Here is a 15795-nt window from a genome sequence, read left to right as displayed (position 1 = left end):
CATTATCAATTTATTTAAAGTTATAAAATTCAAACTTTATTTACTGTAGCTTTTATTTATAGCGTGATCAATCTGTTCATTTAAATAGGTTTGAAAATGAATAATTTTTTATAAATACTCTGGGTAAGCAATGTAAGACGACTCTATGCATTCAAAACCCATTTGGCGGTAAAGGGTAACCGCTGGGGTGTTATCAACGTCGACAATTAAGTGGGCAATCCGTCCCGTTGCAACAATCTGATTAACTGCAAATTTTAAGACGCGTTCGGCAAAACCTTTTCGGCGATAAGCAGGGAAGGTATATGTGCCGCCAATAGAAACCAGACGATCGGTTTCTATGCCTAAACGCACTATCGAAACGATTTGTTGATTTGCTTCAAGCACAATAATTTTTTGTTGTTGAATTAGAGATGCCCAGTCAGGTGTTTCATTTACTGAGCGCTCTTTATTATATAGATGTTGATATTCATTAAGCCGGGCAATATCCGAAAGTTCAGCCAAGCGCCCTTGAGCTTCAGAAAATTGGTGTGAGCAAACCATGATCCATTGATCATATTCTCTTAAAATACGTCCTTTTTGTTTGATCTCGGCATGCAATAAGTCTCGCCCGATCGCGGTGGTGACGATCCGACGCGGTTGAAGCTCTAAAATTGATGTACAGAGTAATGAACCAGACGATGCCTCTGATGGAACCCAGAAGCAGGTGCCCCCAGCAACTGTGACCGCGACTCCTAAAAGTTGCTCGGCGTTTTGTGAATTATACAAACGTAAGAGTTGCCACTCGGTATTGGTAGCTTGTGTTTGATTAAGAAAAGCCATTGCCCCAATAGAATAATGGAACCGCTCATCAAGCCATTGAAAGATAAGTTGGTATTCTTCTGAACTGGTGGGAGATCCCTTTATTATCATTATTAATTACCTATTCAAATCATGAACTCAATCATAATTCACTATCCTATATTTTTATTATCATGACATCGTTAAATTTAAATTGGAGGTCTTTTTAGCTTAAATATCTAATTGAATAAACAACAATAATTATTTAACCAATTTCTATTCAACCTTACATTGACACTCCAAAATACGCGGATTATCCTTTGGCTGCTGGCCACATTGCCAGTCGATTTTGACAGATCGATATAACACACAAGACATCAAAAAGTTCTCTTTTTGGTGGCGAACTCGTTCGTCCCCCTTCGTAGCGGTAGGGCGAGGGAGGGACGCCTTGTGCGTGCTGATTCTTGTGTGTCAGTCTGTCAACCTTCTCTCGTTCTGCCACCATCATTTGACAGTGATTGGGTAGAACTCCTTTACACACAAGGAGTCCGCACATGCGTACTATTTCATCTCTCTCATTGGCAACGATTGCCAAAATCTTTACATCTATACCCAACTGGTCTTTAAAACGGTTTAACCGACTCTAGGTTTTAAGCCATAAGTCATTACGACTAAAAAATCATAGCAACAATAAAACCCGAGATAGGCGAGCACACCTTTTTTGTGCCGCTTTTGCATGCCTGTTTTTAGTGCTCAATTTAAGAGCGACGGCATTTCTATCTCTTTTACATACAACAAAAAATTATTTTAAGCGGTATACATGAAAAATTTAGAAGCTTCCTTTCGAGCGACGCGAGCGCTATACACAGCAGCCGAGTTATTTAAACAACATGGCTTTAACAAGGTCGGGGTGGACCGAATTGTTAGTGAGGCCAAAATTACCAAAGCCACTTTTTACAACTACTTTCACTCCAAAGAAAGACTAATTGAAATGTGTTTATTGGTTCAAAAAGAGCAGTTAAAAGAAAAAGTGAGGGCGATAAGCGAAGCTCGCCAATATCCAGATTTGGTTCATCAGCTCAGGCAAATTTACCTTTTACATGCTGACCTAAAAGGTGCCTATTACCTTTTGTTTAAAGCGATTTTTGAAATTAAAAAGCTTTATCCAAATGCCTATCAAACTGCACTCAGATATAGGCGCTGGCTTAAAAATGAAATTTTTTGGGTACTGAGGGAATCTAAAAAAAGAGCCACATATGAAGAGTCTGATATTTTTGTATTTATGATTGATGGCGCGATTTTTGGACTTTTAGGTACAGATCAGGCAAAGGACAGAGACACATTACTTGAGTATTTTTTAAAGCGTGTTTGATGGGGAAGGCCTAGCTTTAGGCCTTTTTATTTAAACTTAAATATTTGAGCGCTCAATTCTATATTTTATGAGGCTTAATCGCCTAAGGTAATTCTTAGTCTGTTTGATACCCCTCTAATATCCAATAAGCATAAAGAATATAGGATTATAATTACATTGAAGTGTATAGGAAATTGAGTTTAAGCATTTGAAATATAAAATTTTAGAATGTAATATTTATTAATATTAAGGTTTGTTTTGCCATTCTTTTAAACCCTTATAAGGTAATTGTATATTATATGTATGGTCCACATCGTGAAGTTAATGAAAACCGCGAAAAATTATTTTTAGTATTAGAAATAAGAGCATCAGAAATTGGTATAGATGATCTTTTAGGGTAGGGGAATATAAATGTCGAATCCTAAAGCTTGGTTATCTTTAAATGAACAATTAGACTTATTAGCTTCAAGAAATGTTGTGATTTCTAACCGAGATATGGCTAAGGAGTGTCTAGAACGTATAGGTTACTATCGTTTAAGTGGATATCTATATCCTTTTAAAAAAGATAGTGGTCAGTGCTGTGCATATCCTGCTAAGAAATTGAAAGCTAATTCTGAATATCCTGGAGGAATAGTAAAATTAGATAATTATCAAAATGTTAATTTTAAAACTATTATTGACTTATATATTTTTGATAAAAAGCTAAGACTATTATTGTTGGATGCTATAGAAAGAATAGAAATTGCATTACGATCACAAATTGCTTATTTGTTAGGAGAATATGGCCCCTATTCTTATTTAGAATCTCAGTTTTTCTATAAAGATTTCATAAGCAACTCAAATAGTGGAGAGTTTCTTTCTAATCATCATCAATGGTTAAGCAAAAATGCATCGCTTATTAAAAGATCTAAAGAGGATTTCATCAAACATCATAAAGACAACGGGTTAGTACCTGTACCTGTTTGGGTAATTTGTGAAGTATGGGACTTTGGTGCTTTAGCTAAACTATATGGAGGAATGTTAGAAGATGATCAAGATAAAATTTCTTTGAAATATGGCGTTCAGAATGGCCGTATTTTTTATAAATGGTTAAAAGTATTAGGTGAAATACGGAATATTTGTGCTCACCACTCTAGACTTTGGAATAGAAGTATAATGAATGTTCCTACTTATCCTCCAGAATCTGCTTATAGTTGGATTAGAAAATTGGATCATGGAATAAATAGAACTAAACTATTTTCAATTTTGTGTATTTGTTCTTTTCTGCTAAAAGCTATTAATTCTAATACTCAGTGGATTGAAAGACTTATTGAACTTTTAAAGGCTTTACCTGACATGTCTACTCATGGGTTTGGCCTAAACAATATGGGACTTGATCATGAGCTGAGTGATGAATGGGAGACAATTTTAAGGAATATCAGAAATTAAAAACCCCTGAGCGATTCAAAAGAATGACAGGGGTCGTAATGGACCCATTATTAAATTAAAAAAAATTTTTATCAATAGTAAATTTATTAAAAAGAGTGAAAAAATCAAAAAATAACATTATAATTACAAACGTGAAGACCCTCATTTATCCATGATGAACGTTGCTTATATAACGCGAGTTATGGGTGTCAATTCCCCCAATTGACGTAATTAAGAGGGTTGTGCTATGGGACCGAAAGTTGTTCGAGTACAAACTTATCTTCGTTTTAGAAATGGCGTATGGGAGTCTGTGTGCACCCATTATCGTTCATTACCTAATCGATAGTTAAGTGAGGGGGTCTTCATAGAATAAGTAGCATATTATATTTAAATAATTATGAAAGGCACAAGTAAGCCTAACGACAGCATGGCTCATGATGATATAATGCGCTATAGCGCATTATATCATCATGAGCCATGCGTGTAAAATATATTAAAAATCAAGGAGTTATGTTTTTTAGGCAATATAAATTTTTGATATAGAGACTTTTAGTTTAAATAAGGGAAATAGTGGCTACTATATAATAATTAAGTAAAATAATATTTTATAAAAGTTAATAGTAGTGAGACTATAAAATATGAAAAGAAAAGCTATCCCGTTTAAAAAAGTTTACTTCTTTGAAATTTTATGTGAATTCCCTTGGAAGTCTGGAATGTTACTTACTATTTTTTTTTATATTGCAGCAATTTGGGATGTTTGTTACTCGTTTTTTATAAAAAAACAAAATAATTTCAAAGAGGTAGATGGGGTATTTAATACATTAATTAATCAGGATATGTTTTTAATTTGGATATTTTTTATTTTATTTGTATTTTATTTTTTTCAAAATATTTTTTTAAATTATAGATTGTTGAAGGGTGATGAATTAATTTTTAAAAATAAAAAAATAATAAATTTTTTGAATTATAGTGGTTTTTTTATGATTGAAAATTTTTATTTGTTAGCTATATTTTGTTTTCATACTATTATTTTAACTTTTTTTTATTTTGATTTTCATTCAACTTTAGTATTTTTTATTTTTTTTATATATTTTATAACTTTATCTATTTATTTTCATTGGTGGTATTTGAGTGTTAGACTATAAATCGCATATTAAATCTATCTGTTTAAAACTAAATAATTAGTAAAATAAAGACTATCCTCTTTCTGATAGCCTTCCAGTCTAATTTTTAATGCTCACTCAAAATCAACTGTTTAATCTTCACAGCTTTCTCGAAGTGATCTAGCTTATGCTCCATAATCCACCAATGCGCTGCTTCCATCAGTAGCTCAGGGTTATCGTTCTTATTTTTAAAAAAAGCATAAAAAGACAGACCAACATTGTCTCCCTTCTTTTCAATTTTCTCGTCGCATCCCTTAATAAAAATTTCTCTTAATTCATGTCTCATATTTAGTATCACTTCAAGTCTATAAAACTAAGACGGCTTATTTTGCTCGCCCCATTGGCACATCATATCTAACAAAGGAATCAAAGACTGTCCTCTTTCCGAAAGACGGTACTCAACTTTAGGCGGAATTTGAGGATATTCCTTGCGAGTAATCAGTCCATCTCTTTCTAACTCTTTAAGTGTATTGCTGAGCGTTCTAAACGAAATATTGCCAATGCAGCGTTGCATCTCATTAAAACGCATGACATTTTTTTCATACAGCCAATACATAATAATCATTTTATATTTGCCATTAATTAAAGAAAGGGTGTAGCCGAAACCTGTCTCTTCTAATGGCGTATGTGATGGAACGCATTCAGTCATTTTTAAAATCTACACTATCTTTTAGTATAGTATATAACATAAATTACCGTACTTATATTTAGGAAAGCACACTTCTATAATCGATTTATCTACTTTTCGATAAGAGTGTTTTCATAATGAAAAAGACATTAGTCATTGTTACCCATCCTCACATAGATCAGTCTGTTGTAAATAAAAGATGGGTAGAGGAACTAAAAAAACATCCAGATCAATTTACAGTTCACCAAATTTATCAAGCCTATCCAGACGGGGTAATTGATGTTGCCAAAGAGCAAGCATTGGTAGAAGAACACGAAAATTTAGTGTTTCAATTTCCAGTGTATTGGTTTAACTGTCCACCGCTTTTGAAACAATGGATTGATGAAGTTGTGACTTATGGTTGGGCTTACGGCTCAACAGGTGACAAGCTTAAAAATAAAAAGTTTATGTTGGCTTTGTCCGCTGGTGTGAAAGAAAAAGTTTATTCAGAGTATGGTGAATACAAGCTTTCTTTAGAGCAGATTTTTACTCCATTTAAGCTCACAGCTTTATATGTTGGGGCGGACTACCAACCACTTCATGCATTTTATGGTTTAGATACAAACCCTTCAGAAGATGACGATGTTCCGACTCATCAAGACATCGAAAATAATGCGATTGAGTATGTTAAGAAGTTATTAGCGTTGTCTGAGTAAATTTAAAGAAGGGAAGGCCTGAATGTGGGGTTGGTAATAAGATTATGTAATACTTATTCTTAATAAAAGGAGATCTGAAAACTCAGGATCTCCTTTTTGTCATAGAAATAACTTTTCAGAAAATTAATCTAAATTGTATTTTGTTTATAAGCAATTTCTATCAATTCAGATTCCTCTTCTTCATTGAGCTTTCTTTGAATTAATTCAATAATTTCATTCAAATCTTGAGCTGCTATAACTTCTGAAACTGAAAGAGACAAGTTGTAATTAAATGAAGAAAACTCAGTTTCAAGCGCACTAATAAATCTAACAGTACCAAGCGAGGCCAAGCCATTATCATTTAAACCAAGATCTCTGCTAACTTCCAAGCCAGCTATATTAGTAGCCGTTTTTAATACGATATTAGCAATATCTAAGGCAGGTTGTTCCTTTAGTTTTTGTTTTCTGGCTATTCCCAAAAGTTTCGAATAAATGTTATGAAGTAAGCTATCAAATGGTTGAACTAACTTTGCAAAGAGAACAACTAAACCTACAAGATAGAAGTACTCATACCATTCTACAGGAACCGGTTCTGGGCTAAACCAATAGAAACTCTTACGATGTTCCCACCAGTTCCACCAATGTCCATGACGTGTAATCGCATAGTACCATTGCCCCACCATTTGATGAAATAGAAAACAAGCATAAGCTGTAGGAGCAAGAAATTGAGATAAAGGGCGTGCTCTTAAAATTCTAGCTGTTAAACCTTTTCCTGTACTAATTGCAAAAATCCATAGGAGAGTTAGAGGTGCAAATGAACGACTATAAATTTCGTCCCAAATTCGATTCGTAATTCCTGGATCAGCATAACTATTTGCCTCTTCAGGTCTCATGAAATAAAAGTCTACAGGAACTTTTGTAATTTCAGGGGTTAAATGAAAATAACCCTGCGAAACATGAGCAGCCGCAACACAAAGAATAATTATAGTAATACTATCTGCAATATAACCCCAAATTTGAGAACGTTTTTGTTCAGTTGGTCTAATTGCATCATATAAAAAAGCGGCTCCGATCCCTAATAAGAAATATATCATCCAGAAAGGCGCGAACAAGTAAAACCCTAGTCCAACAGCATTATCTTTACCAGCTTCTAGTATTTGAGATGCGGAAGGCGTTGTCTTAATTCCCGTAATAGTGTCAAAAGGTCCATATCCCACAAAATCAATAGCATACCCATACCAGAAACCCCATAGGATAATCATATTGATAATTAGTCCAACACCTATGTAAAGTAATATTTTATTTATATTACCTCTATTCTTGTAGAGTGCATTATAGGCCAGTGGAAAAACAACTAGGCACTGGAAATACATGGAGATAAACCATAAATAGAATCCTATAAACCAGCTTGCTCCCCAGAGTGGTGTTGCTTGAAGTCCAGTTAAATAAATTATTAATGATGAAATTACATTACCAGTCCATGAACTTTCTATTAATGGTGTACCTTGACAATATGGAGCCGTGCTATGTAAAGATGCCCAAGAAAAATTAGAAATGAAAGTTGAAGGTTCACAACTAACGAAGAGATTCGCCATTGCAAATATAATTGCCAATACATATAAAGGATACATTACAGCAATTTTTGATTTCACAAACGCGAATTTCTTTTGGATTAAACTAGGCATTAATATAGCTAAGGAAAAACCAGCTAATATAAAGAAACTGTTAACATGCCATTGGAATTGACGTAAATTATTAAAAGCATCCCATGAATTATTAGACCCAAAATGCATGAACATAACATAACATGCGAGAATGAATCTAAATCCTGCTATTGAGTCCCAATCTACCTTAGGTTTATCCGGTGAAATATTTTTAGTTAATATTTCTTTATTTGTATTTAAGCTGGAATTGGCTGGGGATTGGGTTGTAGTAATCTGAAGTGCTTGTGCCATGGAGTTGCGTTTGTATTTCTTGCTATTGGTCATTGGCAAATCTGTTTTGTTTGCGGTAGTCCATATAGAAGGAATTTTATGAATAGCAACTCCCTGTTCAATTAAAAATTTTCTTAATTGACCTGCCCACGTTTTTAAATTTTCCTTATCAAATTTGGGGTCGGAAGAAACAATTACGCAGCCAACTTCTTCTCCATAAATCTCAGAAGGAACGGGGAAGCAGATTGCAAGATCAATACCCGCGTAACCGATTAATTTATCTTCTATTTCACTTGGAGAGATTTGTTCTCCACCTCGTTTAATTAATTCTTTGGAACGACCCTTTAATGTCAAGTTACCGAGATTATCTATTTGTCCCAAATCTCCCGTTAAAAACCAAACCTGTTCTTTAATTGCATTTGGTAACTTCATTAAAAATCTAGAATTTTGATTAGCTTCTGAATTATCCTTGTATCCTGAAAAAACTGTATCTCCTGAAATAGCAATTTCACCAGTAACTCCGTATGGTTGTGGGAGTAGAGTTTCTGAATTAACAATTATTAAAGAAGCGATTAGTGGTACACCAACAGAACCTTCTTGAATATCCCAACTCATTTCGGTTTGGATAGGCTGCGAAATTGGCATTAATTCTGACATGCTATATGTAGGTAGGACAGGACAGTCATAAGTGTGCATTAGTGCAATTCGATCTTCTTCCCTAAGAGCTGCAGCGCCTGAACGTATTAGCCTTAAATTATGTTCAGTCCATATTCCATCTTCATTCAAATACTTTTCATTATTTTGCTTAAGATATTGTAAGGTAGCAACATGAATGGTGGGTACGCTAGAATACCATGTAGGTTGAGGGCTTGATTCTTTTAAAGCTTCAACCATTAATTGTGGATTGTATAGACCGTCACATGTAATTGCAGCACCAACTGATAAACTAGCTAGAATTGAAGCTGATATTCCTCCGATATGATCTAATGGCATCACGCTATAAGTAATATCAAACTCATTAATTCCAATACTATTCGCTAAGATCGTGCTATTTAGAACTAAATCCTTTTGTTTTAGAGGAACAATTTTTGGAGTAGAGGTAGTTCCAGAAGTTCGTAATAATAAACAGTCATTTTCCGCAGATGACAATAAAGGAGGTAAAGATTCAAAATCTTTTAATGAGTTTTTAAATCTAAATAGGCCAGGAGCCTCATTACCTAGTATTTGAACATAGTGGAGTTGTTTACTAAGTTCAGCACAATATTTCTCACAAGCAGTAATCACACTTTTGGCATTTACATTTTCAAAAATTACAATGTGATCTACTTGGAGTTGTTTTAAGGCTTCTAGTGTCTCGTTTTCTGTCATCGTTACAGAAAGAGGGACTGCACATGCCTGAGCTGCTATTGTAAGAAAAGTAACAGCACTTTCAGCACTACCACCTGGAGGGGCTACATAAGCTATAATTTCGTTGTCTTTAACCCCTATTCTTCGAAGATCACCTTCACCCTTTGGGCTAAGAAATGCTAGCATCTGACCATATGTAGTACATAAACTTTGATCATTATTACGTGCATGCCTAAATAATGGCGCAGTAGATGCCCTTTTAGATAGTAAATCTACAATAGTATGTGGCTGATCTTTAGTACTAATATATACTTGAGTTGCTTGGTACTCATCGAAAACTTCTAAAGAGCTAAAGGTGCAAGATGGTCTCAGCATACTGTTCGAACTGTTTTTTGGTACTTTATTTTCAAGCGACTCTTTTATACTTTTTTTAATATGATCCGGTACATTACTATTAATTTCATGTCCACCATCTAAATATATTACTTGACTTATAATGCTGCTATTTTCTAGAACAAAATTTTCAGAATAACTTTTTTGAACATCATGTTTTCCGATTAAATAAATAATACTTTGTGTTTTAAAATCATCTTTTCTTTTCGATAGACCTGCTAATTTACGAAGCTCTGAGATTGAGAGAGTAGAACCAACACATGCATAAATTAAATTTTTAAAAGGAAGTTGTGTAGAAATATCAAAAGACAACTCTCTTCCTAAATGACTTTTTACTGCTTCAAGCAAAATGGGATCATTCGGTAGATTGTTGATTAAATCAATAATATAACCGCCTTGACTAAAACCATAACCTATATCAAATGGGCCATATTTTTCAATAACTACTAAAACTTTTATAATAGCTTCACAAATATTTTTTAAAAGAATTTCGCTATTAACTTCATGCCATTGAGCTTTAGGTGGTAACCAAGAATACCATTCTTCATTAATAATATTTGTTAATTCGGATAAACTAACTTCTGGTGTATCCACAGAAATAACACCATTAATATAGGTTATACTATAATTTTCATTAACAATTCCTAAATTTTGAAGTTGAAGCTCCGTAACTAATTTATTACTCCCCATTCCATGAAGAGCTAAAACTTTTTGTTGCACCGGTATTTCTTTATCAAACATTGTAGTTTCCGTTTTTAAAGAGATTTTTATAAAAACAAAAAATTTATAGTTTCATGGGGAAGAAAATCCCCATAAAACTATTATTCTTACTTTTGATAAAGAGCAACGATAGTGCTAGATGCCAAAGAGTGAGCTTTTACCATATAGCCTGTTAATGCTGCTGAAGCATTAGGTGGTAAATCTAGTTTTTCCGAAAGTGCATAAACAGTAAATTGATAGTGATGGATACCATGACCTTTAGGTGGGCAAGCACCACCAAAACCTGTTTGGCCATAATCATTTTTAATTTCAATTACATCTTTATTATTAAAATGTCCTGTACCAGAAGAAACAGAAGTGACTTCTAAAGGGATATTTACTGCCTGCCAGTGCCACCAGCCACTACCTGAAGGAGCATCTGGATCATAAGCCATAATTGCGTAGGCCTTAGTACCACTTGGTGCTCCACTCCATGATAATTGAGGAGATTTATTGCCTCCTTCACAACCAAAACCTTGAAACTCTTGGTCCTTTTTCATAAATTTATTAGCTGTAATATCACTACTTTTGAGTTGAAATTCTGCAGCCGATAAATGTGTGCATGTAATTAAAGGTAAAAGAAAAGCTAGAGCAATTTTATTCATGAGAATCTTGACTCAAAAAAAGGTAAAAAATTCTAATATTTATTGTTATTTAATTTTATCTACAATAAATCACTTTTTAGCTTAAATTAATCAAAATCGCTATTTGTTAGTTAATTAGACAAGTTATAACGTGTTTTTTATAAATTTTTGCTTTAACAAGGACTTCTCTTCTAAATGTACTATACTCTTTTTCTAAGCGGAATTTCATTATGATTGTATTGCCTCTAGTGTATGCCCTGTATAATTTAAAATTATTAAAATCGATCTTATTCTGTAAATAGTAAAAGAATGCCTTGAATATAGTTTCTTTTGCAGAAAATATACATGTTGCTGCTAAAAGATAATCAATCCCTGAGTTTTTAATTATTTTTAACTCTTGATAAGTATAAATTTTATCGTGTAATGCGAAAAAATCTAATTTACTAATGATAGGTTCTATATCAATCCCTAAGAAATTTACATTTTTTGATTGAGTAGCTATACATATTGCAATATTTTCACTGTGTGTTATTGAACCTATTATATTTAATGGGAAAATTGGTTCTTTGAATTTTCCCATTTCGACTTTTTGATAGAAGTAATCTTTCCTTATGGCAGATAATACTAACTGTGAAGCATAACGTCCTGCTAAAAATTCACTTTTTCTTTTTACTGTACATGGACTTAAACTATCAGGAAAAAAAATTGACATTTGATTAAACATTTGAATGTCAAATTCTTTAAATTCAAACTCACAATAGCCCATATATAAATTTAAATTCTGATTATAAAAAACCTTGTGTTTTTTTATAAAATAATTGGGAAGCGAACGATTACTATAGAAATTTAAGAAATTATTTAACACTATAAAATCATATCTTTATATTAAGTTTAGGGATAGCTGACCTATCCCTAAAATATTAATGTGCTAGGTCCTTTATTTCTTTAACTAACTTTGTAATACCTTGATATATATCTTTTAAGCTAGCTTTATCATCCATATAGGCAGGAGTAGTAACAAATAAATTTTGTTTATCTACTACACAGTCTGAGGTTTGACAGACATGGTGAATCGAGCCTGTTTTTTCAATTTCTTTAGCAATATTATCGTCAGAACCTAACGTAATATTTGGGTGTAAGTCTCCAAATGTAAGCGCCAAGAGCGCAGGAGAAATACATACTGCTCCGATAGGTTTCTTACTTTGGTGGAACGCTTTTAAAATTGAATTAATTTCAGAGTGTACACTTGCCTCTGCCCCTTTAAAGGCAAAAGTTGATAAATTTTTTGCGACTCCAAACCCACCCGGAAGTAAAAGACCGTCAAATTCACTTTTATCAAGTTTATCGAGTGATGAAATTTCACCACGGGCAATTCTTGCCGCTTCTTGTAAAATATTTCTGCTTTCAGCAGTATTTACTTCACCCTTTACATGATTCACAACATGAAACAAAGGTTCATCGGGTGCAAAAATTTGATATTCAATATTTGCTGCATCTAAAGCTAAGAGGGTTAAAACAGATTCTCTAATTTCAGAACCATCTAAATAACCACAACCCGATAAAATTACTGCTACTTTTTTCATCTACTTTCTTAAGAACCTTTTTTTAAGTGTGCAAAAGATCTTAAGTTTTCTTCCTGAAAAATTTTATACGCAGAATTGCCATAAATTCGCCTTAAGTGAGCATTTTGGTTTTACGTAGCTCACGAGGGGTAAGCCCAAACAAACTTTTAAATTGTTCTGTAAATCTAGATTGAGATTGATAGCCACATTGAAATGCAATGTCTCCAATACTTGTATTAGAGGTTTGAATTAGATGTAGGCCATATCCTAACCTCACTCTATTTCGGATGTCTTGAATACTATTTCCTTCGTTTTTAAGTTTTCTTCTTAGAGTGGAAGAGCTCATAAAAAGCTGAGAGGCAATGAATTCAACTGTTAATTCTGTAGATAAATGATCAGAAATTAATGACTGAACCTTCTCAGTTAAACTTGTATTTTTATTCATATTGGAAATATCCGTATAACCTGAATAATAAATAAGTTCTAAAAGCTCTCTTTTTCTAAACTTAAATGCAGAAGATGGGGCAATTGATGAGAAGTCTATAAATTGATGTAAAGCACTTTCTAAAAGAGGATTAAGTTGACCTTGAACATAATTTTTAGGGTTTCCTGAAGTCTTAGGAAGTTCATTAAAGTCTTCAAATTCAAAATCTATGAGAAGAGCATAATATTCCTCTTGATTTGGAATATTACGCATATCAATGCTTGAGCTATTAGAAAGAAATATAAAAGAACCTGAAAAACATTCTATATCACCTCTACTACCAAGTTCTTTTACACCCTTTAAAATCACTATAAGTAAAGGTTTTGCAATAGGAACATTTTTAATTCTTTGTTCTTGATAAGCAGAATAAATGGAAAAAGGTAATTTTACATAAGAATGATAGTTAATAGCTTTCTTAGTTGATGAAATCAGGTTATCCATAATAAATTATATACGCATTAAACATAATTTGTAGACAGATAAGCAGGGGGATAGAAAATGTTCTTATAATTATAATATATTTTATTTTAATATGAAACTAATAGATGAGGTAAAATAAAATTATTGTATATAAAAAAGCCTAAACCCATTAGGTTTAAGCCTCTTTAAATTTCAATTCTGGCGGTGAGAGAGGGATTCGAACCCTCGATACGCGCAAACGTATACACACTTTCCAGGCGTGCTCCTTAAGCCACTCGGACACCTCACCAAGGCGTGCGATAGTAACTAAAAAAACGAGTCCTGCCAAGATTTAAGACGAGCATTACAGAAAAAAAATAATAGAGGTGATAAGATTGCGCTAAAAATCATATTGGTTTAATTACACAATGCAAAATACGGCCAAAAAAGCGACCTTGCCTGCCACGGCTTTGGCAGCTCTTGGAGTGGTCTTTGGAGACATCGGAACAAGTCCGCTCTATGCCTTGAAAGAGTCCTTCCATGCAGCGCATGGGTTGGGAATTCAGCCTGAAAACGTATTAGGAATTTTATCTATTATTTTTTGGTGCTTAATGCTGATCATCAGCATCAAGTATGTCGCCATTGTCATGCGTGCAGACAACAACGGCGAAGGCGGGATCATGGCCTTACTCGCATTGAACTTACGTAAAGCCAAGATTGCCGACAACAAAAAAATCTACATGATTGCAATTGGTTTTATCGGTGCATCGCTGTTTTTTGGTGACGGTATTATTACCCCAGCTATTTCGGTATTGTCAGCCGTTGAAGGCTTGTCTATTGCCACCGATGTATTTGACCCATTCATCATGCCAATTGCGATTACCATTATCATCTCTTTGTTTTTGGTGCAAAAACACGGTACGGCCTTTGTCGGTAAGTTTTTTGGCCCGATCACGATGGTATGGTTCTTATCTTTAGGATTATTAGGTCTTCACAGCGTCATTCAGACTCCTGTGGTGTTAGGCATGTTCAGTCCACATTGGGCCATTCAGTTTATCTATCACCATCCAATCATGACATTCTTTGTGATGGGTGCTGTAGTATTAACAGTGACTGGTGGTGAAGCACTTTATGCTGATATGGGGCATTTTGGACCAGTGCCAATTCGTATGGCATGGTTCTTTGTGGTTTTGCCGTGCCTAGTTTTAAACTACGCAGGACAGGGTGCATTATTGCTCAGAGACCCAGCGGCAATTGAAAATCCGTTCTATTTATTGGTTCCGCAATGGGCACTTTACCCAATGATTATTATGGCGACCATGGCAACGGTAATTGCCTCTCAAGCTGTAATTTCTGGGGTGTTTTCTCTTGCACGCCAAGCGATTCAATTGGGTTATTTACCACGTTTAAGTATTAAACATACTTCTGAGTCTGAAGAAGGCCAGATTTATATTCCTTTCTTAAACTGGTTACTTTTAATCGCAATTATTATCCTAATCTTGATCTTCAAAAGCAGTTCAAACTTGGCAAGTGCGTATGGCTTAGCTGTGACCTTGACCATGCTCTGTGACACGATTTTGGTTGCCGTATTTATCTACTCGGCTTGGAAGTGGAGCCTGCCAAAAGTGTTGCTCCTGATTATTCCATTCTTTGTTTTAGAGTCGGTATTGGTCGGTGCCACTTCACTTAAAATCTTGTCGGGTGGTTGGGTGCCATTACTCATTGGTGCGATTGCCGTGACCATCTTAATGACATGGAAACGTGGTCGTGAGCTTACATTTGCTAAGCTTGAACATGACACTTTGGCTCTAGATTTGTTTGTGAAAAGTATTGGTAATAGTGTGCACTGGGTGCCGGGTGATGCTGTCTTTATGACAGGTACACCGAACGTTGTGCCACATGCCATGCTGCATAACATCAAGCACAACAAGGTACTGCATCAGCGTAATATCTTGGTCACTGTAGTGATTGAAGATGTACCATTCGTTGCGCCAGAAGAGCGTATTACGACAGAAACTTTAGCTGAACATTTCTTCCGTATTAAAATCTTCTACGGTTTTAAAGATGAAATGAATGTACCAAAAGCATTGATGCAAGCCTATGAACAGCTCGGTCTTGAATATGACTTGATGCACATCAGCTTCTTCATTTCCCGTGATCGTATTGTTCATTCGGTGGGCGATGGTATGTCTCCATGGAGAGAAAAACTGTTTATCTCTATGCAGCGTAATACCAGTCCGGTGAGTGACTTCTACCAGATTCCAACCAACCGTGTGGTTGAGTTAGGTAGTCAAATCGAAATATAAAAATTGATGTAATAAAAAAACCAAGAC

General features: G+C 34.4%; 13 protein-coding genes and 1 tRNA gene. 5 read left to right on the top strand and 9 right to left on the bottom strand.

What is annotated here, in order from left to right; genetic code table 11:
- Positions 1-108 precede the first annotated feature (108 nt).
- Positions 109-909 (bottom strand): GNAT family N-acetyltransferase, encoded by an 801-nt coding sequence (locus tag ACTJJG_RS03680; RefSeq protein ID WP_372552800.1) that lies wholly within the window; start codon positions 907-909, stop codon positions 109-111.
- Between the two features lie 688 nt (positions 910-1597).
- Between ACTJJG_RS03680 and ACTJJG_RS03675 the strand changes: the two genes are divergently transcribed.
- From ACTJJG_RS03675 to ACTJJG_RS03665, 3 genes are all read left to right on the top strand, one after another.
- Positions 1598-2149: a TetR/AcrR family transcriptional regulator gene (locus tag ACTJJG_RS03675; protein WP_372552799.1), complete on the top strand. Its 552-nt coding sequence runs from the start codon at positions 1598-1600 to the stop codon at positions 2147-2149.
- 390 nt (positions 2150-2539) lie between these two features.
- Entirely contained in the window at positions 2540-3556 is a 1017-nt protein-coding gene (locus ACTJJG_RS03670; RefSeq protein WP_372552798.1) for an Abi family protein, read from the top strand.
- A 617-nt stretch (positions 3557-4173) separates the two neighbouring features.
- On the top strand, positions 4174-4680 hold the full coding sequence (locus ACTJJG_RS03665; protein WP_372552797.1) for a hypothetical protein: 507 nt from the start codon (positions 4174-4176) through the stop codon (positions 4678-4680).
- Between the two features lie 85 nt (positions 4681-4765).
- On the opposite strand, the gene ACTJJG_RS03660 is transcribed toward ACTJJG_RS03665, so the two are convergent.
- Together ACTJJG_RS03660 and ACTJJG_RS03655 are read right to left on the bottom strand one after the other, a co-directional pair.
- Complete coding sequence (locus ACTJJG_RS03660) at positions 4766-4984, bottom strand: DUF6500 family protein (protein WP_272348603.1); 219 nt, start codon at positions 4982-4984, stop codon at positions 4766-4768.
- A gap of 27 nt (positions 4985-5011) precedes the next feature.
- Complete coding sequence (locus ACTJJG_RS03655) at positions 5012-5347, bottom strand: winged helix-turn-helix transcriptional regulator (protein WP_206238192.1); 336 nt, start codon at positions 5345-5347, stop codon at positions 5012-5014.
- 116 nt (positions 5348-5463) lie between these two features.
- Between ACTJJG_RS03655 and ACTJJG_RS03650 the strand changes: the two genes are divergently transcribed.
- Positions 5464-6021, top strand: a complete 558-nt coding sequence (locus ACTJJG_RS03650; RefSeq protein ID WP_262440156.1) for an NAD(P)H-dependent oxidoreductase — start codon at positions 5464-5466, stop codon at positions 6019-6021.
- A gap of 128 nt (positions 6022-6149) precedes the next feature.
- Here the strand turns inward: ACTJJG_RS03650 and ACTJJG_RS03645 are convergent, their stop codons facing one another.
- From ACTJJG_RS03645 to ACTJJG_RS03620, 6 genes are all read right to left on the bottom strand, one after another.
- A complete protein-coding gene (locus ACTJJG_RS03645; RefSeq protein ID WP_372552796.1) occupies positions 6150-10415 on the bottom strand; it encodes an AMP-binding protein in 4266 nt (1421 codons plus the stop codon).
- Positions 10416-10501: 86 nt separating this feature from the next.
- Positions 10502-11038 carry a YbhB/YbcL family Raf kinase inhibitor-like protein gene (locus ACTJJG_RS03640; protein ID WP_017481767.1) on the bottom strand — a complete coding sequence of 179 codons (537 nt, stop codon included), beginning with the start codon at positions 11036-11038 and terminating at the stop codon, positions 10502-10504.
- 106 nt (positions 11039-11144) lie between these two features.
- Positions 11145-11882: a 4'-phosphopantetheinyl transferase family protein gene (locus ACTJJG_RS03635; protein WP_372552795.1), complete on the bottom strand. Its 738-nt coding sequence runs from the start codon at positions 11880-11882 to the stop codon at positions 11145-11147.
- A gap of 55 nt (positions 11883-11937) precedes the next feature.
- Complete coding sequence (gene elbB / locus ACTJJG_RS03630; RefSeq protein WP_017481765.1) at positions 11938-12600, bottom strand: isoprenoid biosynthesis glyoxalase ElbB; 663 nt, start codon at positions 12598-12600, stop codon at positions 11938-11940.
- A 91-nt stretch (positions 12601-12691) separates the two neighbouring features.
- Positions 12692-13504 (bottom strand): helix-turn-helix transcriptional regulator, encoded by an 813-nt coding sequence (locus tag ACTJJG_RS03625; protein ID WP_032006411.1) that lies wholly within the window; start codon positions 13502-13504, stop codon positions 12692-12694.
- Positions 13505-13682: 178 nt separating this feature from the next.
- Positions 13683-13772 (bottom strand) — tRNA-Ser (locus ACTJJG_RS03620).
- Between the two features lie 118 nt (positions 13773-13890).
- On the opposite strand from ACTJJG_RS03620, the gene ACTJJG_RS03615 reads away from it, so the two are divergent.
- Positions 13891-15768 (top strand): potassium transporter Kup, encoded by a 1878-nt coding sequence (locus tag ACTJJG_RS03615; RefSeq protein WP_002117080.1) that lies wholly within the window; start codon positions 13891-13893, stop codon positions 15766-15768.
- The last annotated feature ends 27 nt before the right edge of the window (positions 15769-15795 follow it).

The organism is Acinetobacter sp. 22512, from assembly GCF_052044755.1.
GTDB classification, from domain to species: Bacteria; Pseudomonadota; Gammaproteobacteria; order Pseudomonadales; family Moraxellaceae; genus Acinetobacter; species Acinetobacter pittii.
This window is presented reverse-complemented; position numbering and strand designations above follow the sequence as displayed.

Excerpts from the sequence above, each read along its gene's own strand:
- ACTJJG_RS03645 (WP_372552796.1), bottom strand. The coding sequence starts at position 10,415 with ATGTTTGATAAAGAAATACCGGTGCAACAAAAAGTTTTAGCTCTTCAT.
- ACTJJG_RS03640 (WP_017481767.1), bottom strand. The coding sequence starts at position 11,038 with ATGAATAAAATTGCTCTAGCTTTTCTTTTACCTTTAATTACATGCACA.
- ACTJJG_RS03655 (WP_206238192.1), bottom strand. The coding sequence starts at position 5,347 with ATGACTGAATGCGTTCCATCACATACGCCATTAGAAGAGACAGGTTTC.
- ACTJJG_RS03650 (WP_262440156.1), top strand. The coding sequence starts at position 5,464 with ATGAAAAAGACATTAGTCATTGTTACCCATCCTCACATAGATCAGTCT.
- ACTJJG_RS03665 (WP_372552797.1), top strand. The coding sequence starts at position 4,174 with ATGAAAAGAAAAGCTATCCCGTTTAAAAAAGTTTACTTCTTTGAAATT.
- ACTJJG_RS03670 (WP_372552798.1), top strand. The coding sequence starts at position 2,540 with ATGTCGAATCCTAAAGCTTGGTTATCTTTAAATGAACAATTAGACTTA.
- elbB (WP_017481765.1), bottom strand. The coding sequence starts at position 12,600 with ATGAAAAAAGTAGCAGTAATTTTATCGGGTTGTGGTTATTTAGATGGT.
- ACTJJG_RS03675 (WP_372552799.1), top strand. The coding sequence starts at position 1,598 with ATGAAAAATTTAGAAGCTTCCTTTCGAGCGACGCGAGCGCTATACACA.
- ACTJJG_RS03625 (WP_032006411.1), bottom strand. The coding sequence starts at position 13,504 with ATGGATAACCTGATTTCATCAACTAAGAAAGCTATTAACTATCATTCT.
- ACTJJG_RS03680 (WP_372552800.1), bottom strand. The coding sequence starts at position 909 with ATGATAATAAAGGGATCTCCCACCAGTTCAGAAGAATACCAACTTATC.
- ACTJJG_RS03615 (WP_002117080.1), top strand. The coding sequence starts at position 13,891 with ATGCAAAATACGGCCAAAAAAGCGACCTTGCCTGCCACGGCTTTGGCA.
- ACTJJG_RS03660 (WP_272348603.1), bottom strand. The coding sequence starts at position 4,984 with ATGAGACATGAATTAAGAGAAATTTTTATTAAGGGATGCGACGAGAAA.